The organism is Roseovarius sp. (assembly GCF_040223625.1).
Lineage (GTDB): Bacteria > Pseudomonadota > Alphaproteobacteria > Rhodobacterales > Rhodobacteraceae > Roseovarius.
The window spans coordinates 1-18,881 of the sequence record NZ_JAVKFX010000052.1; the positions used below are offsets into that span (position 1 = coordinate 1).

14 protein-coding genes are annotated in these 18,881 nt (G+C 67.4%); 6 read left to right on the forward strand and 8 right to left on the reverse strand.

Annotation, left to right across the window (positions count from 1 at the left end; all coding sequences use genetic code 11):
* Window positions 1-30: 30 nt before the first annotated feature.
* The 4 genes from RLN94_RS16175 to RLN94_RS16190 all read left to right on the forward strand — a co-directional run bounded on the left by RLN94_RS16175 (window position 31) and on the right by RLN94_RS16190 (window position 5,354).
* Window positions 31-777 carry an acetyl-CoA C-acyltransferase gene (locus RLN94_RS16175; protein ID WP_350158585.1) on the forward strand — a complete coding sequence of 249 codons (747 nt, stop codon included), beginning with the start codon at window positions 31-33 and terminating at the stop codon, window positions 775-777.
* Window positions 774-2,834 (forward strand): 3-hydroxyacyl-CoA dehydrogenase NAD-binding domain-containing protein, encoded by a 2,061-nt coding sequence (locus tag RLN94_RS16180; RefSeq protein WP_350123857.1) that lies wholly within the window; start codon window positions 774-776, stop codon window positions 2,832-2,834. The genes RLN94_RS16175 and RLN94_RS16180 overlap by 4 nt, the downstream gene beginning before the upstream one ends.
* Complete coding sequence (locus RLN94_RS16185) at window positions 2,827-4,653, forward strand: acetyl-CoA hydrolase/transferase C-terminal domain-containing protein (RefSeq protein WP_350123854.1); 1,827 nt, start codon at window positions 2,827-2,829, stop codon at window positions 4,651-4,653. Before RLN94_RS16180 ends, RLN94_RS16185 begins: the two co-directional genes overlap by 8 nt.
* A 119-nt stretch (window positions 4,654-4,772) precedes the next feature.
* Entirely contained in the window at window positions 4,773-5,354 is a 582-nt protein-coding gene (locus tag RLN94_RS16190) for an exopolysaccharide biosynthesis protein (protein WP_350123851.1), read from the forward strand.
* Window positions 5,355-5,357: 3 nt separating this feature from the next.
* Here RLN94_RS16190 and ligD read toward each other — a convergent pair whose 3' ends face one another.
* The 6 genes from ligD to coxB all read right to left on the reverse strand — a co-directional run bounded on the left by ligD (window position 5,358) and on the right by coxB (window position 13,386).
* Entirely contained in the window at window positions 5,358-7,787 is a 2,430-nt protein-coding gene (ligD, locus tag RLN94_RS16195) for a DNA ligase D (protein ID WP_350123848.1), read from the reverse strand.
* Between the two features lie 113 nt (window positions 7,788-7,900).
* Window positions 7,901-8,902 (reverse strand): c-type cytochrome, encoded by a 1,002-nt coding sequence (locus RLN94_RS16200; RefSeq protein WP_350123845.1) that lies wholly within the window; start codon window positions 8,900-8,902, stop codon window positions 7,901-7,903.
* Window positions 8,899-9,471: a cytochrome c oxidase assembly protein gene (locus tag RLN94_RS16205; RefSeq protein WP_350123842.1), complete on the reverse strand. Its 573-nt coding sequence runs from the start codon at window positions 9,469-9,471 to the stop codon at window positions 8,899-8,901. Before RLN94_RS16205 ends, RLN94_RS16200 begins: the two co-directional genes overlap by 4 nt.
* Window positions 9,468-9,872: a hypothetical protein gene (locus tag RLN94_RS16210; protein ID WP_350123838.1), complete on the reverse strand. Its 405-nt coding sequence runs from the start codon at window positions 9,870-9,872 to the stop codon at window positions 9,468-9,470. Before RLN94_RS16210 ends, RLN94_RS16205 begins: the two co-directional genes overlap by 4 nt.
* Window positions 9,869-12,442: a cytochrome c oxidase subunit I gene (gene ctaD / locus RLN94_RS16215; RefSeq protein WP_350123835.1), complete on the reverse strand. Its 2,574-nt coding sequence runs from the start codon at window positions 12,440-12,442 to the stop codon at window positions 9,869-9,871. Before ctaD ends, RLN94_RS16210 begins: the two co-directional genes overlap by 4 nt.
* Window positions 12,439-13,386: a cytochrome c oxidase subunit II gene (gene coxB / locus RLN94_RS16220; RefSeq protein WP_502949400.1), complete on the reverse strand. Its 948-nt coding sequence runs from the start codon at window positions 13,384-13,386 to the stop codon at window positions 12,439-12,441. Before coxB ends, ctaD begins: the two co-directional genes overlap by 4 nt.
* Window positions 13,387-13,581: 195 nt before the next feature.
* Between coxB and RLN94_RS16225 the strand changes: the two genes are divergently transcribed.
* Window positions 13,582-14,466 carry an alpha/beta fold hydrolase gene (locus RLN94_RS16225; RefSeq protein WP_350123829.1) on the forward strand — a complete coding sequence of 295 codons (885 nt, stop codon included), beginning with the start codon at window positions 13,582-13,584 and terminating at the stop codon, window positions 14,464-14,466.
* Between the two features lie 5 nt (window positions 14,467-14,471).
* On the opposite strand, the gene RLN94_RS16230 is transcribed toward RLN94_RS16225, so the two are convergent.
* Entirely contained in the window at window positions 14,472-16,094 is a 1,623-nt protein-coding gene (locus RLN94_RS16230; protein WP_350123826.1) for a class I adenylate-forming enzyme family protein, read from the reverse strand.
* A gap of 190 nt (window positions 16,095-16,284) precedes the next feature.
* Here RLN94_RS16230 and RLN94_RS16235 point away from each other — a divergent pair, with 190 nt between their 5' ends.
* Window positions 16,285-17,661 carry an aminotransferase-like domain-containing protein gene (locus RLN94_RS16235; RefSeq protein ID WP_350123823.1) on the forward strand — a complete coding sequence of 459 codons (1,377 nt, stop codon included), beginning with the start codon at window positions 16,285-16,287 and terminating at the stop codon, window positions 17,659-17,661.
* Between the two features lie 17 nt (window positions 17,662-17,678).
* Here RLN94_RS16235 and RLN94_RS16240 read toward each other — a convergent pair whose 3' ends face one another.
* Window positions 17,679-18,881, reverse strand: a complete 1,203-nt coding sequence (locus RLN94_RS16240) for an acetyl-CoA acetyltransferase (RefSeq protein ID WP_350123820.1) — start codon at window positions 18,879-18,881, stop codon at window positions 17,679-17,681.

Below are 18,881 nucleotides of genomic sequence, written 5' to 3' on the forward strand. Positions count from 1 at the left end.
CCCAGATTGCTGGCAAATTGAGGCCAAAGGATACGGCACGGGGGCCGAAAATCTCGGACCCTTGTTGACGAGCGAAGCGCGCATTCACCCCAGAGGCAGAACAACGTTCCTGAGCGCCGACTAATTCAGCGGCCTGTTAAGGGTGAGGTCTTCCCCGCCTTCGACAAGGACGGCACGGCGCATGAGCACGATGATGGCGTTCGCCCCGACAGCTCCATCGACAAGCTCGCCAAGCTGAACCCGGCCTTCGAGAAACCCTACGGCAAGGTCACCCCCGGCAATTCCAGCCAGATCACCGACGGCGCCTCCTGGACGATCCTCGCCTCCGAAACGGCGGTCGAGGCGCATGGCCTGACCCCCATCGCGAAGATCGTCGACAGCGAATGGGCCGCTCTCGACCCCGGCATCATGGGCCTCGGCCCGGTGCTGGCCTCGACCCCGCTGGCCCAGCGCCACGGCCTCTCCGTCGACGATGTCGACCTGTGGGAAATCAACGAGGCTTTCGCCGCGCAGGTTCTGGCCTGCCTCGCGGCTTGGCAGGATGACGATTTCTGCCGCGATGTGCTTGGATACGACAACGCCTTCGGCCGCATCGACCACGACAGGCTCAACGTCGACGGCGGGGCGATCAGCCTCGGCCATCCCGTGGGCACCAGCGGCAACCGCATCGTGCTTCACCTCGCCAACGCCCTCAAGGCCCGCGGCGCAAAACGCGGCATCGCCACCGAATGCATCGGCGGCGGACAGGGCGGCGCCATGCTTCTGGAGGCCGCATGACCGACGTACTCGACAAGATCACCCCCGACGAGACCACCGATGCTCCCACCGCGCCCGATGCCCGCCACTGGCGCAAGGAGGCGAAGGGCGACCTGACCGTCCTCTGGCTCGACTGCGCCGATACGGGCACCAACGTCATTTCCGAGGCGGTGCTGCGCGAGCTCGACACGCTGCTCGACCACGTCAAGGCGGCCCAGCCCAAGGCGCTGGTCATCCGCTCCGCCAAGCCCGGCGGATTCGCCGCCGGCGCCGATATTGACGGCTTTGCCGGCCTGCGCGACGACGACGCCGTGCAGATGCTGCAACAGGGCCACGCCGTGCTCGACAAGCTGGCCGGCCTGCCCTTCTCCACCGTGGCCGTGGTCCACGGCGCCACGCTCGGCGGCGGGTTCGAACTGGCTCTCGCCTGCGACTACCGCATCGGCATCGACGGGGTGAAGCTCGGCTTCCCCGAAATCCAGCTCGGCCTGCATCCCGGTCTCGGCGGCACCTTCCGCCTGACCAACCTCATCGACCCGACCGAGGCGATGCAGATGATGCTGACCGGCAAATCCGCCCATGACCGCAAGGCCAAGAAGCTCGGCATCCTCGACGCGCTCGTTCCCGACCGCCATGTCGACGCCGCCATCGACGCCGCCGCCAATGGCAAGATGAAGCGCGAACACGGCGGCTTCCGCGCCTCTGCCATGCGCACCGGCGTCGCCCGCAACCTCGCCGCCACCCGCATGCGCTCGGAAAGCGAGAAGAAAGCCCCCCGCGCCCATTTCCCCGCCCCCTTCGCCCTGATCGACCTGTGGGAAGACCACGGGGACGACGCGGACGACATGCAGAAGGCCGAGATCACCTCCTTCGCCAACCTGCTCGGCACCCCCACCGCCCAGAACCTGATCCGCGTCTTCTTCCTGCGCCGGACCCTGAAATCCGCCGGCAAGGGCGAGGAAGGCATCGCCCATGTCCACGTCATCGGCGCCGGCGCCATGGGTGCGGAGATCGCCGCCTGGTCCGCCATGCAGGGCAAGCGTGTCACCCTCGAGGACGTCAAGCTCGACCCGCTCGGCTCTGCCATCAAGTCCGCCGCCCGCATCTACGACAAGAAGCACCTCAGCGGGATCGAGAAGCGCGACGCGCTCGACCGGCTGATGCCCGACCCCGAGGGGCTCGGCCGGGCCCGCGCCGACCTGGTGATCGAGGCCGCCCCCGAGAAGCTGGACCTGAAGGAGAAGATTTACGCCTCCCTCGTCGACGTGATGAAGCCCGGCGCGATCCTCGCCACCAACACCTCCAGCCTCAAGCTGTCCAACCTCGTCGATGCCGCTCCCGACCCCGCGCGTTTCGCCGGGCTGCACTTCTTCAACCCGGTCAGCCAGATGCCCCTCGTGGAAGTGGTCTCGCACGAGATGGCCTCGTCCGACACGCTCGACCGCCTTGCCGCCTTCACCACCGGCATCGACCGCCTGCCCGCCCGGGTGAAGGATTATCCCGGCTTCCTCGTCAACCGCATCCTCGCCCCCTACCTGATGGAGGCGATGGTCATGCTCGACGAGGGCTATGCGAAGGAAGACATCGACCGCGCGGCGCTCGCCTTCGGCATGCCCATGGGCCCGGTCACGCTTGCCGACCAGGTCGGCCTCGACATCTGCCTCGAAGTAGCCAACTCGATGCAGGAGGGCCTCGAAACCCCCGTCGCCGACACCCCCGCCTGGCTGCGCGAGAAGGTTGAGAAGGGCGAAACCGGCAAGAAGGCCGGCAAGGGCCTCTACGACTACAACAGCGAGGAGGCCCCCGATACCCCCGCCGACGATCCCGATCAGCAGATCATCGACCGGCTGATCCTGCCCATGTGCAACGCCGCCGTCGAATGCCTGCGCAAGGGCGTGGCGCCCGACGCCGACACCATCGACGGCGCCGTGATCTTCGGCACCGGCTGGGCCCCCTTCCGCGGCGGCCCGCTGCACTACGCCAAGACCCGCCGCGACGTGCCCAGGGTGCTCGAACAACTGGCCGACCGGCACGGCCCCCGCTTCACCCCCGACCCGGGCTGGAGCGACCTTGCCTGACACCGCCCGGTCCGCCGACGCCATCGCGCAGGAGATCATCACGCGCACCGGCGGCGACATCCGGCTTGCCCTGCCCCTCGGCCTGGGCAAACCGGTCACGCTGGTCAACGCCCTCACGCGCGCCGTCGCCGACCGCCCCGACACGCGCCTGTCGATCCTCACCGCCCTGACGCTCGAACGCCCCGACATGTCGGAAGGCATGGCGCAGCGCTTTCTCGAACCGGCCGCCGACCGCCTCTTCGGCCGCTACCCTCCGCTTGCCTACGCCGACATGCTGCGCGACGGCACCCTGCCCGACAATATCGAGGTGTCCGAGTTCTTCATGCAGGCCGGCCGCTGGATCGGCGTCCGCGACGCCCAGCGCCGCTACATCCCCGCCAACTACACCCACGCCTACGACGTGCTGGCCAACTGGCGCCCGAATGTCCTGATGCAACTTCTGGCCCCGCTCGACGATGCCGCCTACAGCCTGTCCTGCAACACCGACATCTCCGCCGACCTGCTGCGCGAACGCCGCGAGGGGCGCCAGGATTTCCTGGTCGGGGGCGAGATCAACGACAAGCTTCCCCCGATGGATGGCCCCGAGGCCCGCCTCCCCCGTGACGAAGTCCAACTCCACTGCGACTCGCCTGCCGATTTCGACCTCTTCTCGGTCGTCAAACGCCCCGTCGGCCAGCCCGAACACGCCATCGGCCTCCACGTCGCCCGCACCATCCCCGACGGCGGCACGCTGCAGATCGGCATCGGCGCCATCGGCGATGCGGTGGCCCATGCGCTCATCCTCCGCCAGTCCGGTCAGCTTTCGAACATCACCGAATCCTCCCCCTTCGCCCCCGACGCCTTCGCCGAGCACGGTCCCTTCGACACCGGCCTCTACGCCGTCACCGAGATGCTGGTCGACGGCCTTCTCCAACTCTTCGAACGCGGCATCATCAAGCGCCAGGTCGACGGCGCCGCCATCCACGCCGGCTTCTTCGTCGATTGCCGCGACTTTTACGAGCGCCTCCGCGCCCTCCCCGCCGACCAGCGCGCACAGATCCACATGGTGCCCGTCTCCTTCACCAACCAGCTCTACGGCGACGAGCCCGCCAAGCGCGCCGCCCGCACCGATGCCCGCTTCGTCAACTCCGCCATGAAAGCCACCCTCCTCGGCGGCATCGTCAGCGACATCACCACCGGCGCGCAGGAGGTCAGCGGCATCGGCGGCCAGTTCAACTTCGTCGAACAGGCCTTCGCCCTCAAGGACGGCCGCGCCCTCATCACCCTGCCCTCGACCCGCACCAAGAAAGGCGAGACCGTCTCCAACATCGTCTGGGAACAGCCGCATGAAAGCGTCCCCCGCCCCTATCGCGACATCATCGTCACCGAGTACGGCATCGCCGACCTCCGCGGGCAACGCGACGAGGTGGCCATAGCTCGCATGCTCGCCATCACTGACAGCCGCTTCCAGAACGACCTGCTGGACAAGGCCAAATCCGCCGGCAAGGTGGCGAAGGATTTCGCCATCGACCCCGCCTGGCGCGCCAACACGCCCGACACCCTCGCCCGATGGCTCGCCCCCCACGATCTGCCCGATTTTCCCTTCGGGACCGATTTCGATGCCGTCGAGCGCCGCATCCTTCCCGCCCTCGGCCGCCTCTCGGAAACGCAAGGCCACAAGGCCGGCATGGCCCGGCTCATCCTCGCCGGCATGACCGCCCCTAAGCCGCCGGAAGAAATGGCCCGCATGGGTCTCGACAGGCCCGGCTCGCTGAAGGACCGGCTCGAAGCCTGGGCGCTCGCCGGTGCATTGCAAGCGGTGGCCCCACACCCCAAGTAAGATGGCAGGGCCGCGCCAGCCGTGACAGGCCACCCGCCCGCAAGGGCCGGAACCTCGGGCGAGCCGCGGGGGTTGACCACCCGACAGGCCACAGCGAAATCAAAAGGGTTGCAGAACACGTGTCCAAACCCCGCACACACGCCCTCAGCGATCTGCTCGACGAGCTCGAAGGCACCGTCGAAGGCGAGTCCGTCCGCGTGGAAGAGGTGATCGACGCGCTCGGGCACTCCTCCTTCGCCTCGCTCATGCTGGTCTTCTCGCTGATCTGCACCTCCCCGGCCAGCGCCATCCCCGGCGTCACCGCGCTTCTCGCCCTGATGGTCTTCATCCTCGTCGCCCAGATGATGGTGGGGCGGGAAAGCCTCTGGCTGCCCGGTTTCATCACCCGCCGCCGCCTCTCCTCCGAAAAGCTCTGCAAGGGCATCAAGTGGCTGCGCAAGCCGGTGCGCTTCGTCGAACGCTTCCTCAAGCCGCGCTTCACGTGGTTCTTTCACCGGCCCTGGATCTGGGTGCCCCTGATCCTTGTCATGGCGCTCACCCTCTTCATGCCGTTCATGGAATTCGTGCCCACCTCGGGGTCCATCGCCTCGGCCGTCATCGCCCTCTTCGCGGCGAGCCTGCTCACCCGCGACGGCGTACTGGCGCTGTTATCGCTCCCGCTGCTGGCGGTCATTCCCGTCACGATCTACTACTGGATCTGAGCGCTACCCGCCGGCCCAGTCCTCGAGCGCATCCATCGACCCCTTGCCAAGCCCCTGCGCCTTGACGCGGCCAAGCGGACAGGCGCGCGATAGGCGGTCCTCCATATCCTCAACATGAAACCCGTCCGGGCGGTCCAGACCCTCCAGCTCATCCCAGCTCACCGGCACGGCCACCGCCGCCCCGGGCCGCGCCCGCAACGAATAGGGCGCAATCGCCGTCGCCCCCCGCTCGTTCCTCAGCCAGTCGAGGAACAGCTTCCCCTTGCGCTTCTCCTTAGACATCGTCGCGGTGTATTGTTCCGGCGCCTTCTCGGCCAAGGCCTGAGCGAACCCCTTGGCGAAGTCCTTCACCCGGTCCCATTCGGCGATCCGTCTCAGCGGCACGATCACGTGAACGCCCTTGCCGCCCGTCACCATCGGCGCCGAGTCGAACCCGCAGGCCTCGAGACCCTCGCGCACCTCCAACGCGGCCCGCTTCACCTCGTCGAAGCCCAACCCCTCGTCGGGGTCGAGGTCGAACACCATCCGGTCGGGCCGCTCCAGCTTGTCCCGCCGCGCGCCCCAGATATGATACTCCACCGCGCCCATCTGCGCCGCCCCGATCAGGCCCTCGGGCGTGGTGACATACATGTAATCCTCGGTGCGGCCGTCCTTCTCCTTGATGGGCACCGCCTTTATATCCTCCGGAAACCCCTTCCCGGCATGCTTCTGGAAAAAGCAGTCTTCCGCGATCCCGTCCGGACAACGCAACAGAGACAGCGGCCGATCGGCCACATGCTCAAGCATCCGATCCGCCACCCGCGCGTTATGCCGGGCCACGTCGCCCTTGGTCAGCCCCGCATCGGGGAAGATGACGCGCCCCGTGCTCGACACCCGCACACCGCCGATCTCCTGATCGCCACTGTCGGTTTCCGCTTCCGCCTTCGCACTCACGTCCTTTGCCTCCTTGTCCTCGCGCAGCCCCTTGAAGGCGCCGTGCCTGATCCGTCCTTCGCTGGTGAACTCGGTATACTCGACCTGCGCCACAAGCTCCGGCGTCACCCAATGCGCGCCCTTCGCCTCCGACGGCAGCTCGCCCTCGAACGGCGCCGTCTTCCGGCCCAGCCGCTTCAGCTCCTTGGCCAGCGCCTTGAAATCATCATCGTCGAAGCCGGTGCCGACCCGCCCGCGATAGACGAACCCCTCGTCCTCGTAGCTCCCCAAAAGCAGCGAGGAAAACGCCCGCCCCTTCTTGTCAGAAGGCGACCAGCCGCCGACCACGAACTCCGCCTCCTGCACGCATTTCGCCTTGATCCACGCCTTGCTGCGCTTGCCGCTATAGGGCGCGTCGATCTTCTTCGACACGATCCCCTCGCCGCCCGCCTTGCACATCGCCGCCAGCGCCTCGGCGCCATCTCCCCCCAGCACCGGGCTCAGCCGCAAGGGCCCGCGCGGCGGCAGATCCCCGAACAGCCCCTCCAGCGCCTTCCGCCGCTTCTTCAACGGCTTGCCGGTCAGGTCCTCGCCATCCAGCTGCAGGCAGTCGAACGCATAGAACACCAACGGGTCGCCCCCCTTCAGCGCTTTCTGCAAATCCGAGAACCCGCCACGCTCGGCCACCACCTCGCCATCGATCAGCGCGGCATCGCAGCCCAGCGCATCCGCCGGCCCGCACAACGCGCCGAACCGGTCGGACCAGTCCTTGCCGTTGCGCGTGTAAAGCCGCACTCCACCCTTGCCCACGGCCATCAGGCAGCGATACCCGTCGAACTTCACCTCATGCTGCCAGCCCTTGCCCTCGGGCGGTTCATCCTTCAGCGTCGCCAGCTGCACCTTCCGAAACCGCGGCAACGCCTTCTTGTGTTTCGCCGCCTCGAAAGCGGTCTTCTCCTTCGCGATCTGCCGCATCGTCCGCCCGGTCGCGACACTGCGCTTGTGCTTGTTGATCAGCGCATCGGCACTCCGCCCGGCCAGATCGTCGCGCTCCTTGATCAGCAGCCAGTTCTCGCGATCCCCCTTGCCGCCGCCCATCTTCACCAGCACCCAGCCGCCTTCCATCCGCGCGCCGTGCAGCCGGAAATGCAGCTTGCCCTCCTCCAGTCCTTTCTCCACGTCATGCAGCGGCTCCCACGTTCCGCTGTCCCACAGCATCACGGTGCCGCCACCATACTGGTCCTCGGGAATGGTGCCTTCGAAACGGCCATAGTCGATCGGATGATCCTCCGTCCTGACCGCCAGCCGCTTCTCCGACGGGTCGTCAGACGGGCCCTTGGTCACCGCCCATGACAGCAGCACGCCCTCCCATTCCAGCCGGAAATCGAAATACATCCGGCTCGCATCATGCTTCTGCACCACGAAGGAAATCTGCGATCCCCCGGCCGCCGCCGCCTCGCCGCGCGGCTCGGGGGTGGTGTCGAAATCGCGTTTCTCGCTGTACCGGTCGAGCTTGTTCATGGGGCGTTTCCTGACATCATCGGCGCAATTCGTGGGCCGACGCGGGCTCCCCCGACGTCAGGCCACATCCGCAAAACGCACATGCCCCTCGAAAGTTTCCGCGAAGCCCTCCCTCACCGGCGCGCGAAATAGGCCGCCAGCGCCTCGATATCCTCGTTGCTCAGGTCCCGCGCGGCCGCATGCATCAGCGGATCGTAGGCATACACCCCGTCCCGCCACAGCGTCAGCTGCACCTCCAGGAACCCCCGCCGCTGCCCGTCCAGCACCGGGCCTTTCCGCCGCCCGTCCTCGCGCTCGCCATGACAGGCCAGGCAGGTCGGCACGTCCCGCGTCCCCTCCCGCGCCAGCGCCTCACCCTTCACCACCAGTTCGGCACTCGCCACCGGCGCATCCCCCGCCTCGTCCGCCGTTTCCGCGAAATGCGTTGCCAATTCGGACAGCCGCTCCTCCGGCACCGAGGTCACCGCCTGCGCCATGATCCCGCTCGGCCGCTTGCCCGAACGGTAGGCCTGCAACTGCGCCTCAAGGTATTCCGCCGACAGGAGGTCCAGCCGCGGCACCTGCCCGCCGACCTCGCCGTGGCAGCTCGCGCAATATTCCTCCGGCTCGCTGCCGCCGGTCTGCAACTCCAGCTCCGGCGCCACCTCCCCCTGTACCGACACAAGGTAGGCCACCACCGCCCACACCTCGTCATCCCGCCCCTCGGCGGGCCAGCCCGGCATCCCGGTCATCTTGATCCCGTTCTCGACGATCCAGAACAGCTCGTTCGCCTCCCAATGGGCGACCGCCTCCTCGATCTGCGGCGGCTCCGGCACCATCGCCTGCATCGTTGCGCTCGCCTCCTGGCCGGGCGCGCCGTGGCACGGCACGCAGGCCGTCGCGTAATGCCCCGCCCCCAGCGCGATCAGCTCCGCATCGTCCAGCTCCGGCACCTCCTCCTCCGACGGCGCCCGAAGCCACACCGAATTCCGGAACGTGGTGTGCAGCACCCAGCTCACCCCGGGCAGATGCCCCGCAACGGCCGACACGTTGTAAAGCCCCAGCGCCACCACCGCCACGGCCCCGGTCAGGCCCAACGCCGCCAGCGCGGCCATTGTCAGCAACACCGCCCTCATGCCGCCCCCCTTTCGCGCAGGGACAGCCCGGTCAGCGCCAGCCCCGCGATCAGGTAGACCGGCGTCCCGATCGCCAGCATCAGCATACCGCCGATCTGCTGCCCCGACAGGTCCGGCGCCGTCCCACAGATCTCGGCATAAAGATCCCTCGGCGCCAGCACGATCAGCGCCCCCAGCAACGTCATGTGCATCGATGTCAGCAAAAGCCCCCCGGCCCCCGCCAACGGCCTGTCCCGCCGCAGGCACCCGGCCCAGACCATCAGGCCGACGATCAGGAAACTCGCCTGCTCCGCCACGAAGCCCAGCGCCATGGTCCGCCCAAGCCCATGCGCCACCGGCAGATGCCAGGCCCAGACCACTACGAACTCCGCCGCCGCCGCGGCCAGCGGCGGCACCGCCAGCCGCTCCGCAACCTGCGGCAATCCCAGCACGATCAGCGGCGCCGCCACCGCCACCAGCACCATGTGCCGCAGCATATGCGCCGCAAAGACCGGCATCACCGCCTCCAGCGGCACCACCCACACGGCCGCCAACAGCGCGAGGCCCGGCAGAAGGAAGCGCTCGCTCATTGGCACCCCCCCAGCATCACCAGCGGCAACGAGGTGAACACCACCCCCAGGAACGAGATGATCGCCAGAAGGAACGCCGCGTGCCCAAGGAAGTGATGCCGATCCTCGGCCCGCCCCCAGCTATTGAAGTAATCTCCCGTCTCGTGCGGGTTCCACTGCCGCCAGCTGTTCCAGCCGACCCACAGGATCGCGCCGAGCGACGCGATACTGAATACCACGAGCCCGGCCCGTGCCAACTCGATGTCCCAGCCCTTGGCACAGGTCACCGCCGCCAGCCCGTAACAGATCACGAAATGCGCCGCCCAGATCAGCGGCCCCATCGTGATCTTCATCAGGCTCGCCCGCTCCTCGGCGAACTCCTCCAGTTCGTCCTTCTGCGGCGTATGCTTCGGATCGGTCATAGCACCCCCGGGGCAAGGCCCATCACCGCGCATGTCACCAGCGCCGCCAGTACCTGGAAATGCCAGAACAGCGAGACGTTCCAGATATCCGCGTCATAGCGCGGCGTCAGCTTGCCGAAGACAGACCCGGCCAGGCAATAAAGCTGCATGATCACGCCGGCCCCCGCATGCACCGTGATCCAGATCGCCAGCGCCCAAAGCACCGCCGGATAGACATGGCTCGACGGCTGCAATTCCATCACCGACAGCATCAGCGCCGCAGCCCCGCCGGCCGCCGCCAGCGGCGCCAGCGCCAGACAGGCCCGCGCGGCACCCACTGCCCAGCGCCGGTTCAACTCCCGCGCGCCGACCGTCAACGCCCAGGACATCGCCAGCGCCACCGCCGCCAGCCCGACCAGCCACGCCTCCGCATGCATCGCCCCCTCGGGCGGGAAATCCGCCTGCGAAGTCCAGTAGAAGAAGAACCCGAAGACCAGCGAGGCGAACGCCGTGGCATCCCCCAGCATGGTGATCCACATCGCCCACCACCCGACAGAGGCCGGCCCCGACGCGTAGGTCGGCAGGGTCAGCCCCAGCCCGGCATCCTTGCTCGGCGCCTCCGGCACCCGCGCGGTCGAAGTCCAGAGCCAGTAGATGATGCAGCATACCGCCAGCGCCGCGCAGATGATCGCGGGCGGATACCAGTGGAACGTGGGGAAGATGAATGCGCCCCCGGTGAACCCCGCCGCCATATGGGTGATCCAGGCGGGGCCCGTGACCCTCTGCACCTGGATCGGCTCGGCATCGATCACCGAGGTGACCAGCGTCTCCCGCCGCCCTTCTTCGGCATCCGGCAGATAATAGCGCCCGGCGTCGATCCGCTCCAGTATCTTCGGATCATCCCAAAGCGGATACCGGCTCGTCACATGCGGGATCGACCGCACGCCCCACGCCTCTTCCGGCACATCATGGGTCCATTCCAGCGTCCCCCCCTCCCACGGGTTGCGCGCGATCTGCGGCTGGCGATGCTTCGGCCGGATCAGGTCCCACACGAACACGGCGAACCCGGCGGCGATGATGAACGCGCCCACGGTCGAGATCAGGTTCAGCCCGTCCCAGCCAAGCCCCGTCGGATAGGTATAGATCCGCCGCGGCATCCCCCACAGCCCGGTCAGGTGCATCGGCAGGAAGGTCAGGTTGAACCCCGAGAAGATCAGCCAGAACGCCCAGCGCCCCAGCCGCTCCGACAGCTTCTTCTTCTGGATGAAGGGGAAGAAGTAATAGACCCCCGCGATCACCGGGAACACCATCCCCCCGAACAGCGTGTAATGCAGGTGCGCCACCACGAAATACGTGTCATGCGCCTGGAAATCGAACGGCGCCAGCGCCAGCATCACGCCGGTCAGCCCGCCCATGGTGAAGATCGCCAAGGCCCCCGCGATCCACAGCATCGGCAGCGTCATCTTCACCCGCCCCACCATCAGCGTCGCCAGGAAGGCGAAAATCTGCACCCCGGTCGGGATCACCACCGCCTCCGACGCCGCCGAGAAGAACCCCAGCGAGATCGTCGGCAGGCCTGTGGTGAACATGTGGTGCACCCACAGCCCGAAGCTCAGGAACCCGGTGCCCACCGCCGACAGCACGATCCACGAATACCCCACGATGGGCCGCCGTGCGACCGTGGGAATGATCATCGCCGCAATGGCGATCGACGGCAGAAAGATGATGTAGACCTCCGGATGCCCGAAGATCCAGAACAGGTGCTGCCACAGCATCGGATCGCCGCCCCGCTCGGGGTCGAAGAACGGCCAGTCGAAGCTCCGTTCCAGCTCGAACAGGAAATCCCCGGCAATGAGCGGCGGAAAGGCGAACAGGATCATGCCGCCCACGACCATCACGTACCACGCGTAAAGCGGCATGATGTTCACGCGCATCCCCGGCGGGCGGCACTTGAGCGACCCGACGATCAGCTCGACCGCCGCCGCGATCGACGCCACCTCGATGAAACTCAGCCCCAGCAGCCAGATGTCGCTGCCCGGCCCCTCGTCCTCTGTCGCCAGCGGCGGGTACATGAACCACCCCGCCCTTGGCGCCGCATCGAAGAAGATCGACCCGATCACGAAGCACCCGCCGATCAGGAAGCACCAGTAGCCGAACGCCGACAGCCGCGGGAACGGCATATCCCGCGCCCCCAGCATCCCCGGCAGGATCAGGATCGAAATCGCCTCGAACAGCGGCACGGCGAACAGAAACATCATCGCCGAGCCGTGCATGGTGAAAAGCTGGTTGAACCGGTCGGCCGGGATCAGCTCGTTCTCCGGCACCGCAAGCTGCGCCCGGATCAAAAGCGCCATCACACCGGCCAGCAGCATGAAGCACAACGCCGTCATGCAATACCACTTGCCGACCTCGGTGTTGTTCACCGCCGTGATGTAACGGAACCCCTTCGGCGTGGCCCACGCGGCCCGAAGCCGCTCGGCCTGCGCCGCCTGCACCTCCTCCGGCACCGGCTCGGCCAGCATCTCCTCGGTCGGCGGATAGGGGCCCGAGGGTGTCGGCAATGCTGATCGGTCCTGCCGGTGATCGGTCATTTCAGCCCCTTCAGATAAGCCGCCAGATCGGCGATTTCTGCCTCGCCAAGGTGATCATAGGTCGGCATCTTCACCTCCGGCTTCAGCTCGCCGGTATGCGCGATCCACCGCTCGAAATCCTTCAGCGTCGTGCCCAGCCGCCCCGCGCCCAACGTTTCGCGGCTGCCCACATGCGTCAGGTCCGGCCCGACCTGCCCGACGGCCTCCGTCCCCCGCACCGCGTGACAGGCGCCGCAACCCTCCGACCGGAACAGCGCTTCGCCCCGCATCGCCTCGGCACCTTCCGGCGCCACGGCATCGGCCGCCTCACGTTCAAGCCACGCGTCGAACTCTTCCTCCGGCATGACCACCGCGGCAAAGGCCATCCACGCATGGCTCGCCCCGCAGAACTCGGCACATTGCCCGCGATACCGCCCCGGCCGCTCCGGATGCAGGCTCACCCGCGTCTCGCGCCCCGGAAACATGTCCATCTTGCCGCCCAGCGACGGGATCCAGAACGAGTGTATCACCCGGTCCGCTGCCAACACGAACTCCGTCCGCTGGTCCGCCGGAAGCCGGATCTCGTTGGCGGTGACGACAGGCGCCTCGGCCCCTTCCGGCCAGTACTCCACCCGCCACCACCATTGTTCACCCGTGACCCGCACCTGCAGCCCGTCGCCAGGCGCCCGCTGGTCCGGCAGGAGGTTCAGCGCCCAGACCAGCAACCCCACCAGCAGCACCGTTGGGGCAACGATGCCGCCCCCGATCAGAAGCGGCCGAACGAACTTGGGATCGACCGGCCCGGTGCGCAGCCGGGTCAGCGTATAGAACGCCCCGTTCACCAGCAGCCACAGGATGCAGGCGCCCACCAGCGTCACCAGGAAGATGTTGCGCACCGCCACCGCGTCGACCCCGGCGGCGTCCAGCGCCGATTGCTCCTTGCCGCAGCCCGACACAAGCGCCAATGTCAAAAATCCCGCCAGCTTCACGCCGGCGGGACCCAACAGCCAGTGATGCCCTCGGTCACGCTGTCTTGAGCTCATGTGGCTCAACGCGGCGAATCCCGGTCCGGTTCCCGGCGTACAAAGCCGCAATGCGGATCGACGCCGCGGGCCCGCTCCTGTATCGAAGGCCCGAACCGATCAGCCGAGGGCCGCGCCATGAAGGACCACGACCAGCCATCCCCCCAAAAACACTGCTGGTCCCTCGACGGCCTGACCTACGCGAGCCTCGCCTGGGGCCCCGCGGATGGCCGCCCGGTCCTCGCCACGCACGGCTGGATGGACCACGCCGACAGCTTCCGCGAACTCGGCCCCCGATTGACCGATTGCCGCGTCGTGGCCCTCGACCTCAGCGGGCAGGGCCTCAGCGACCACCGCTCCCCCGATGCCACCTACAACCTCTGGGATGACCTGCCGCAGATGGCCGCCCTGCTCGACACGCTCGGCTGGGAAAAATGCACGCTCGTCGGCCATTCCCGCGGCGCCAACATCAACTCCCTCTTCGCCGCCGCCCAGCCGAACCGCGTCAACGCCGTCATCGCCCTCGACGCCCTTGTCCCCGACCCGGTCGCCGACACTGCCGTGGTCGACACCCTCCGCGCCTTCATCGAGGACACCCGCCAGCAAACCACGCGCCCCCGCCGCAGCTTCACCTCGAAGGAGGATTACATCACCCGCCGCAGCGAACGCCGCAACAGCCGCCAGACCGCCGAGGCCCTCGTCGACCGCGCCGTGGTGGAAACCCCCGACGGGTTCCGCACCCGCGCCGACGCCCGCCTTTTCGCCAGTTCCGCCATGAAACTCACCCGGCCGCAGGTCGAGGCGGTGCTTAGGTCGCTGACCATGCCGGTGCTGAATATCTGGGCCGACAAGGGCCTCCCGGCCTATACCGATTGGCCGGCCGAGGCGCGCCGCCTTGCCGAAAGCCTCGCCCCCGATTACGAGGCGCTCGAGATCCCCGGCGACCACCACGCTCACCTCGACCCGGCCGGCGCCCAGCGCATCGCCACGGCCATCCTCGACTTCCTCGCCCGCAAGACCTGACCGGCCTAATCCGCCGTCAGCTTCATCCGCGCCATCGCATCCTCGCGCAGCTTGAACTTCTGCACCTTGCCCGTCCCCGACGTCATCGGCAGCTCGTCGACTATGAACGCCTCCCCCGGCATCTTGTAGCTGGCCAGCTTCGGCTTCAGCACCCGCAGGATCTCCGCCCCCTCCAGCCGCGCGCCCTCTTCCGGCACGATATAGGCCACGCCCACATTATCGTCATTGCCCGCCGGTATCCCCACCACCGCGCATTGCCGAACACCCTCGATCCGGGCGATCACATGCTCGATCTCCTGCGGCGCCACGTTGAACCCGCGCGACTTGTACGCATCGCCCAGCCGCCCGGTGTAGGTCAGCCGCCCGGTCTCATCCAGCCACCCGGTATCGCCGGTCCGGAACCACCCGTCATCCCGCAGCACCCGCGCCGTCTCCTCCGGCTTGTTGTAATACCCCAGCATGTTGCAATACCCGCGCGACCAGATCTCCCCCTGCTCGCCCGCCGGCACCGCCTCCAGCGTCTGCGGATCGACGATCTTCAGCTCGATATCGGGCAGCGCGAAGCCTTGCGTCGCATGCCGCACCTCGCGCGGGTCGTCCCACCGGTTCCGGGTCAGCACCGTGGTCGTCTCGGTCATGCCATAGCCCGTCATCACGCCGGGGATCTTCAGCACGTCCGCCACCTTGTCGAGGATTTCCGGCGCGATCGACAGCACGAACCCGATCCTCAACGAACCGGTATCGCGCCGTTCGAGGTCCGGATGCTCGGCCAATTGCGACACGATCGGCGGGAGCAGGTGAATGGCCGTCACGCGCTCCGTCTCTATCGCCTCCAGACACGCGCCCGCGTCGAACTGCTCCCCAAGCACGACCTTCGCGCCCCGCGTCCAGAACGGCAGAACCCCGTTCATCGTCGCCATCGACCCGAACAGCGGAATGGACATGTAAAGACAATCGTCCTCGTCGAAATCGACCCGGATCCCGATATCCCAGCCCTTGCGCCACACGTGATGCCCGATCATCGCCCCTTTCGGCAGCGCCGTCGTGCCAGAGCTGTAGGCGATGATCCCCGGCTGATCGATATCGCCCTCCATCACCGGCATCTCCAGCCCCTCCGGCGCCGGGCCCGACCAGTCGGTCAGCCCGGAAAACCCCTCGGGCGGCGCATCCGCCACGATCACCCAGCGCAGTCGCGGCAGCTTCTCGGATGCCACCTCGCCCGGCCGTCCATCCCGCACGGCCGGCGCAAGCCCGGCCAGTTCGCCCGCGAAATCGCGGAACGCGCCCTGTCCGGGGATGAACACCGCGTCGCTCTCCGACTGGGCAAGCTGATAGGCGATCTCGTCGGGTCTCAGCCGGGTGTTGATCATCACCGCCGTCACGCCCATCTGCGCCGCGCCCAGCCACATGAACAGGAACTCCGGCCGGTTCGGCATCAGGATCGCCACCTTGTCGCCCCGCCGCATGCCCAACGCCGCCAGACGTGCCGACACCTTGTCGGCCTCCGCCTTCAGATCGGCGAAACAGTACCGCCTGTCGCGGAACACCAGCGCCTCGCGACCCGGGTATCGACCGGCGATCAGTGCAAGGCTCTCTGCGTAGGTCTTGCCGAGAAAGGGATTACCCATGATGCGACACCTCCTTCAATGGCCATGTCTTTCGGCCGATTTGTCGCCGTGTGCCCGCGGTGATTGTCCGCGAAATTCGAGACATTGGGAAAATTGTGGCTTTATTTGACCCCAGTGTATCGTCTACTATCGAGACAATGACAGAGGCAATACCCGCTCCGGGTAGGCAACAAACCGAGGGATGACAACTATGTGGGTACCTGAAATCGCCGACAGCGAAGGGCCGCGCTATCTTGCCCTGGCCAGCGCCATTTCTCAAGCCATCGAAAGCGGCGAGCTTCAGCCCGGCGCCCAGCTTCCGCCCCAGCGCGACCTCGCCCGCGAGCTGAAGGTCACCGTCGGCACCGTCGGCCGCGCCTACAACATCGTCCGCGAGCGCCAGCTTCTCAGCAGCCAGGTCGGCCGCGGCACCTTCGTCCGCGAGGCGGCGATGGAAGAGGGCATGCTCAGCCCCCTGCCCGAACGCCAGCCCGGCACCATCGACTTCGCCTGTTTCAGCCTCTCGGTCCCCGGCCTGGTCGACTCGATCTCCAGCGCCATGATCAACGTGGGCCACCGCTCCAGCCTCATGCCGCTGCAGAAATACGCCCCCGCCGTGGGCTTCCTGCCGCATCGCACCGCCGGCGCCACCTGGATCTCCCGCACCGGATTTAAACCCGCGCCCGAGCTCACCATGGTCACCAACGGCACGCAGCAGGCGCTGATGCTCGCCATCACCGCGCTCAGCAAGGCCGGCGAAACCGTCCTGGTCGAGGATCTCGCCTATTCCGGCATCAAGGCGCTCGGCTCGCTTCTCGAACGCAACCTCGAAGGCGTGGCGATCGACGACAAGGGCGTCATCCCCGAAGACCTCGACCGCCGCATCGCCGAGACGGGCGTGCGCCTCGTCTACATGCAACCCACCTGCCACAACCCCACCGGCGCGGTCATGCCCGACTCCCGCCGCCGCGAGATCGCCGAGATCATCACCCGCCACGGCGTCATCGCCATCGAGGATGACGGCGCCATCGGCGGCCTGCGCGACCGGCCCCTGCCGCTGGCCCACTACGCCCCCGACAACGTGATCTACGTCACCGGTCTGTCGAAATCCGTCAGCCCCGCCATGCGCGTCGGCTACCTCGTCAGCCCGCCGCAGCTTTTCGAACAGCTCGGCACCACGCTGCACGCCCTGACGCTCGCCAACCCGCCGCTCATGGCCGAGGTCGCGACCGCCCTGATCAACGAGGGCACCGCCGAAACCGTCGCCCAGCGCAACCTCGAGGCGCTGGCCGCCCGGCACGAGCTGATGAGCCGCCGCCTGAAGAGCGCCCCCCACAGCAGCCACCCGGCCGCCTTCTTCATCTGGCTTCACCTGCCCGAGCACTGGACCTCGCTGGAATATAACGAGGCCGCCCGCCGCGCCGGCGTCTCGACCGTCCCGGCCGACAATTTCATGATCCGCCCCGGCGCGAAGCCAGCCGTCCGCATCTCCGTCAACCCGTGGCAAAAGCCCGAGTTGGTGGAAAAGGGCATCGACATCCTGACCGGCCTGATGGCCGAGCGGAACGCCCCGCCGATGATGGTCTGACCAAACGGGCATCCCGGTCACACCCCGTGATGCCCGATGATCGACACCGAACAGACATTCTGATGCGGCGCCCCGCCAAGGTTGTGCGTCAGGCCCAGCCGCGGGTCGGCCACCTGCCGCGCGCCCGCGCGCCCGTGCAATTGCAGGTACAGCTCGTAGATCATCCGCAGCCCCGACGCCCCGATCGGATGGCCGAAACATTTCAGCCCCCCGTCGATCTGGCAGGGCACGGCACCACCCGCGTCGAACACCCCGTCCAGCACGTCGCGCCACGCCTCGCCCTCGCCCGACAGGCCAAGATCCTCCATCGTCACCAGCTCGGTGATCGAGAAACAGTCATGCACTTCCGTAAGATCGATCTCCTTGCGCGGCTCCCTGACCCCGGCCTCCTCGTAGGCCCGCCGGCTGGCCAGCCGCGCGGTCATCACGTGGCTGCCGTCCCAGTCGCTGAACCCCGATTCCGACCCGTTCGACACCGCGATCTGCAACGCCTTCACCGTCACGAGGTCGGTCTTGCCCAGCGATCTGGCGATCTCCGGCGTCGTCACGATGGCGCAGGCCGCCCCGTCCGACACGCCGCAGCAATCGAACAGGCCCAACGGCTCGGCCACCATCGGCGCGTTCAGCACCTTCTCCTCGGTGATGATGTTCTGCAAATGCGCCTTGGGGTTCTTCGATCCGTTCTGGTGGCTCTTGACCGAGACATGCGCCATCGCCCGCTTGAGATCCTCCGCCCCGATCCCGTGCTTGCGCCGATAGGCCGAAGCGAGCTGCGCAAACGCGCCGGGCGCCGAGTAATTCGCCCACCACATCTGGTTGAGCATCCCCCGGCTTCGCTGCGGCAACCCGCCATAGCCCGTGTCCTTGAGCTTCTCCACCCCCAGCGCCAGCGCAATGTCACACGCCCCCGAGGCGACCGCATAGGTGGCCCCGCGCAACGCCTCCGACCCGCTGGCACAGAAATTCTCGACCCGCGTCACCGGGATGTTCGGCAGCCGCAGCGCGAAGGACAGCGGCAACGCCCCCTTCCCGCCATGGATCTCCTCGATCGCCGTCGACAGCCATGCCGCGCCGATATCCTCCATCCCGATCCCGGCATCGGCGATGCACTCCTGGTAGGCCTCGACGATCAGGTCCTCGACATCCGCCTCCCAGCGCTCGCCGAACTTGGAACATCCCATGCCGATGATGGCGACCTTGTCCTTGATCCCGCTTGCCAT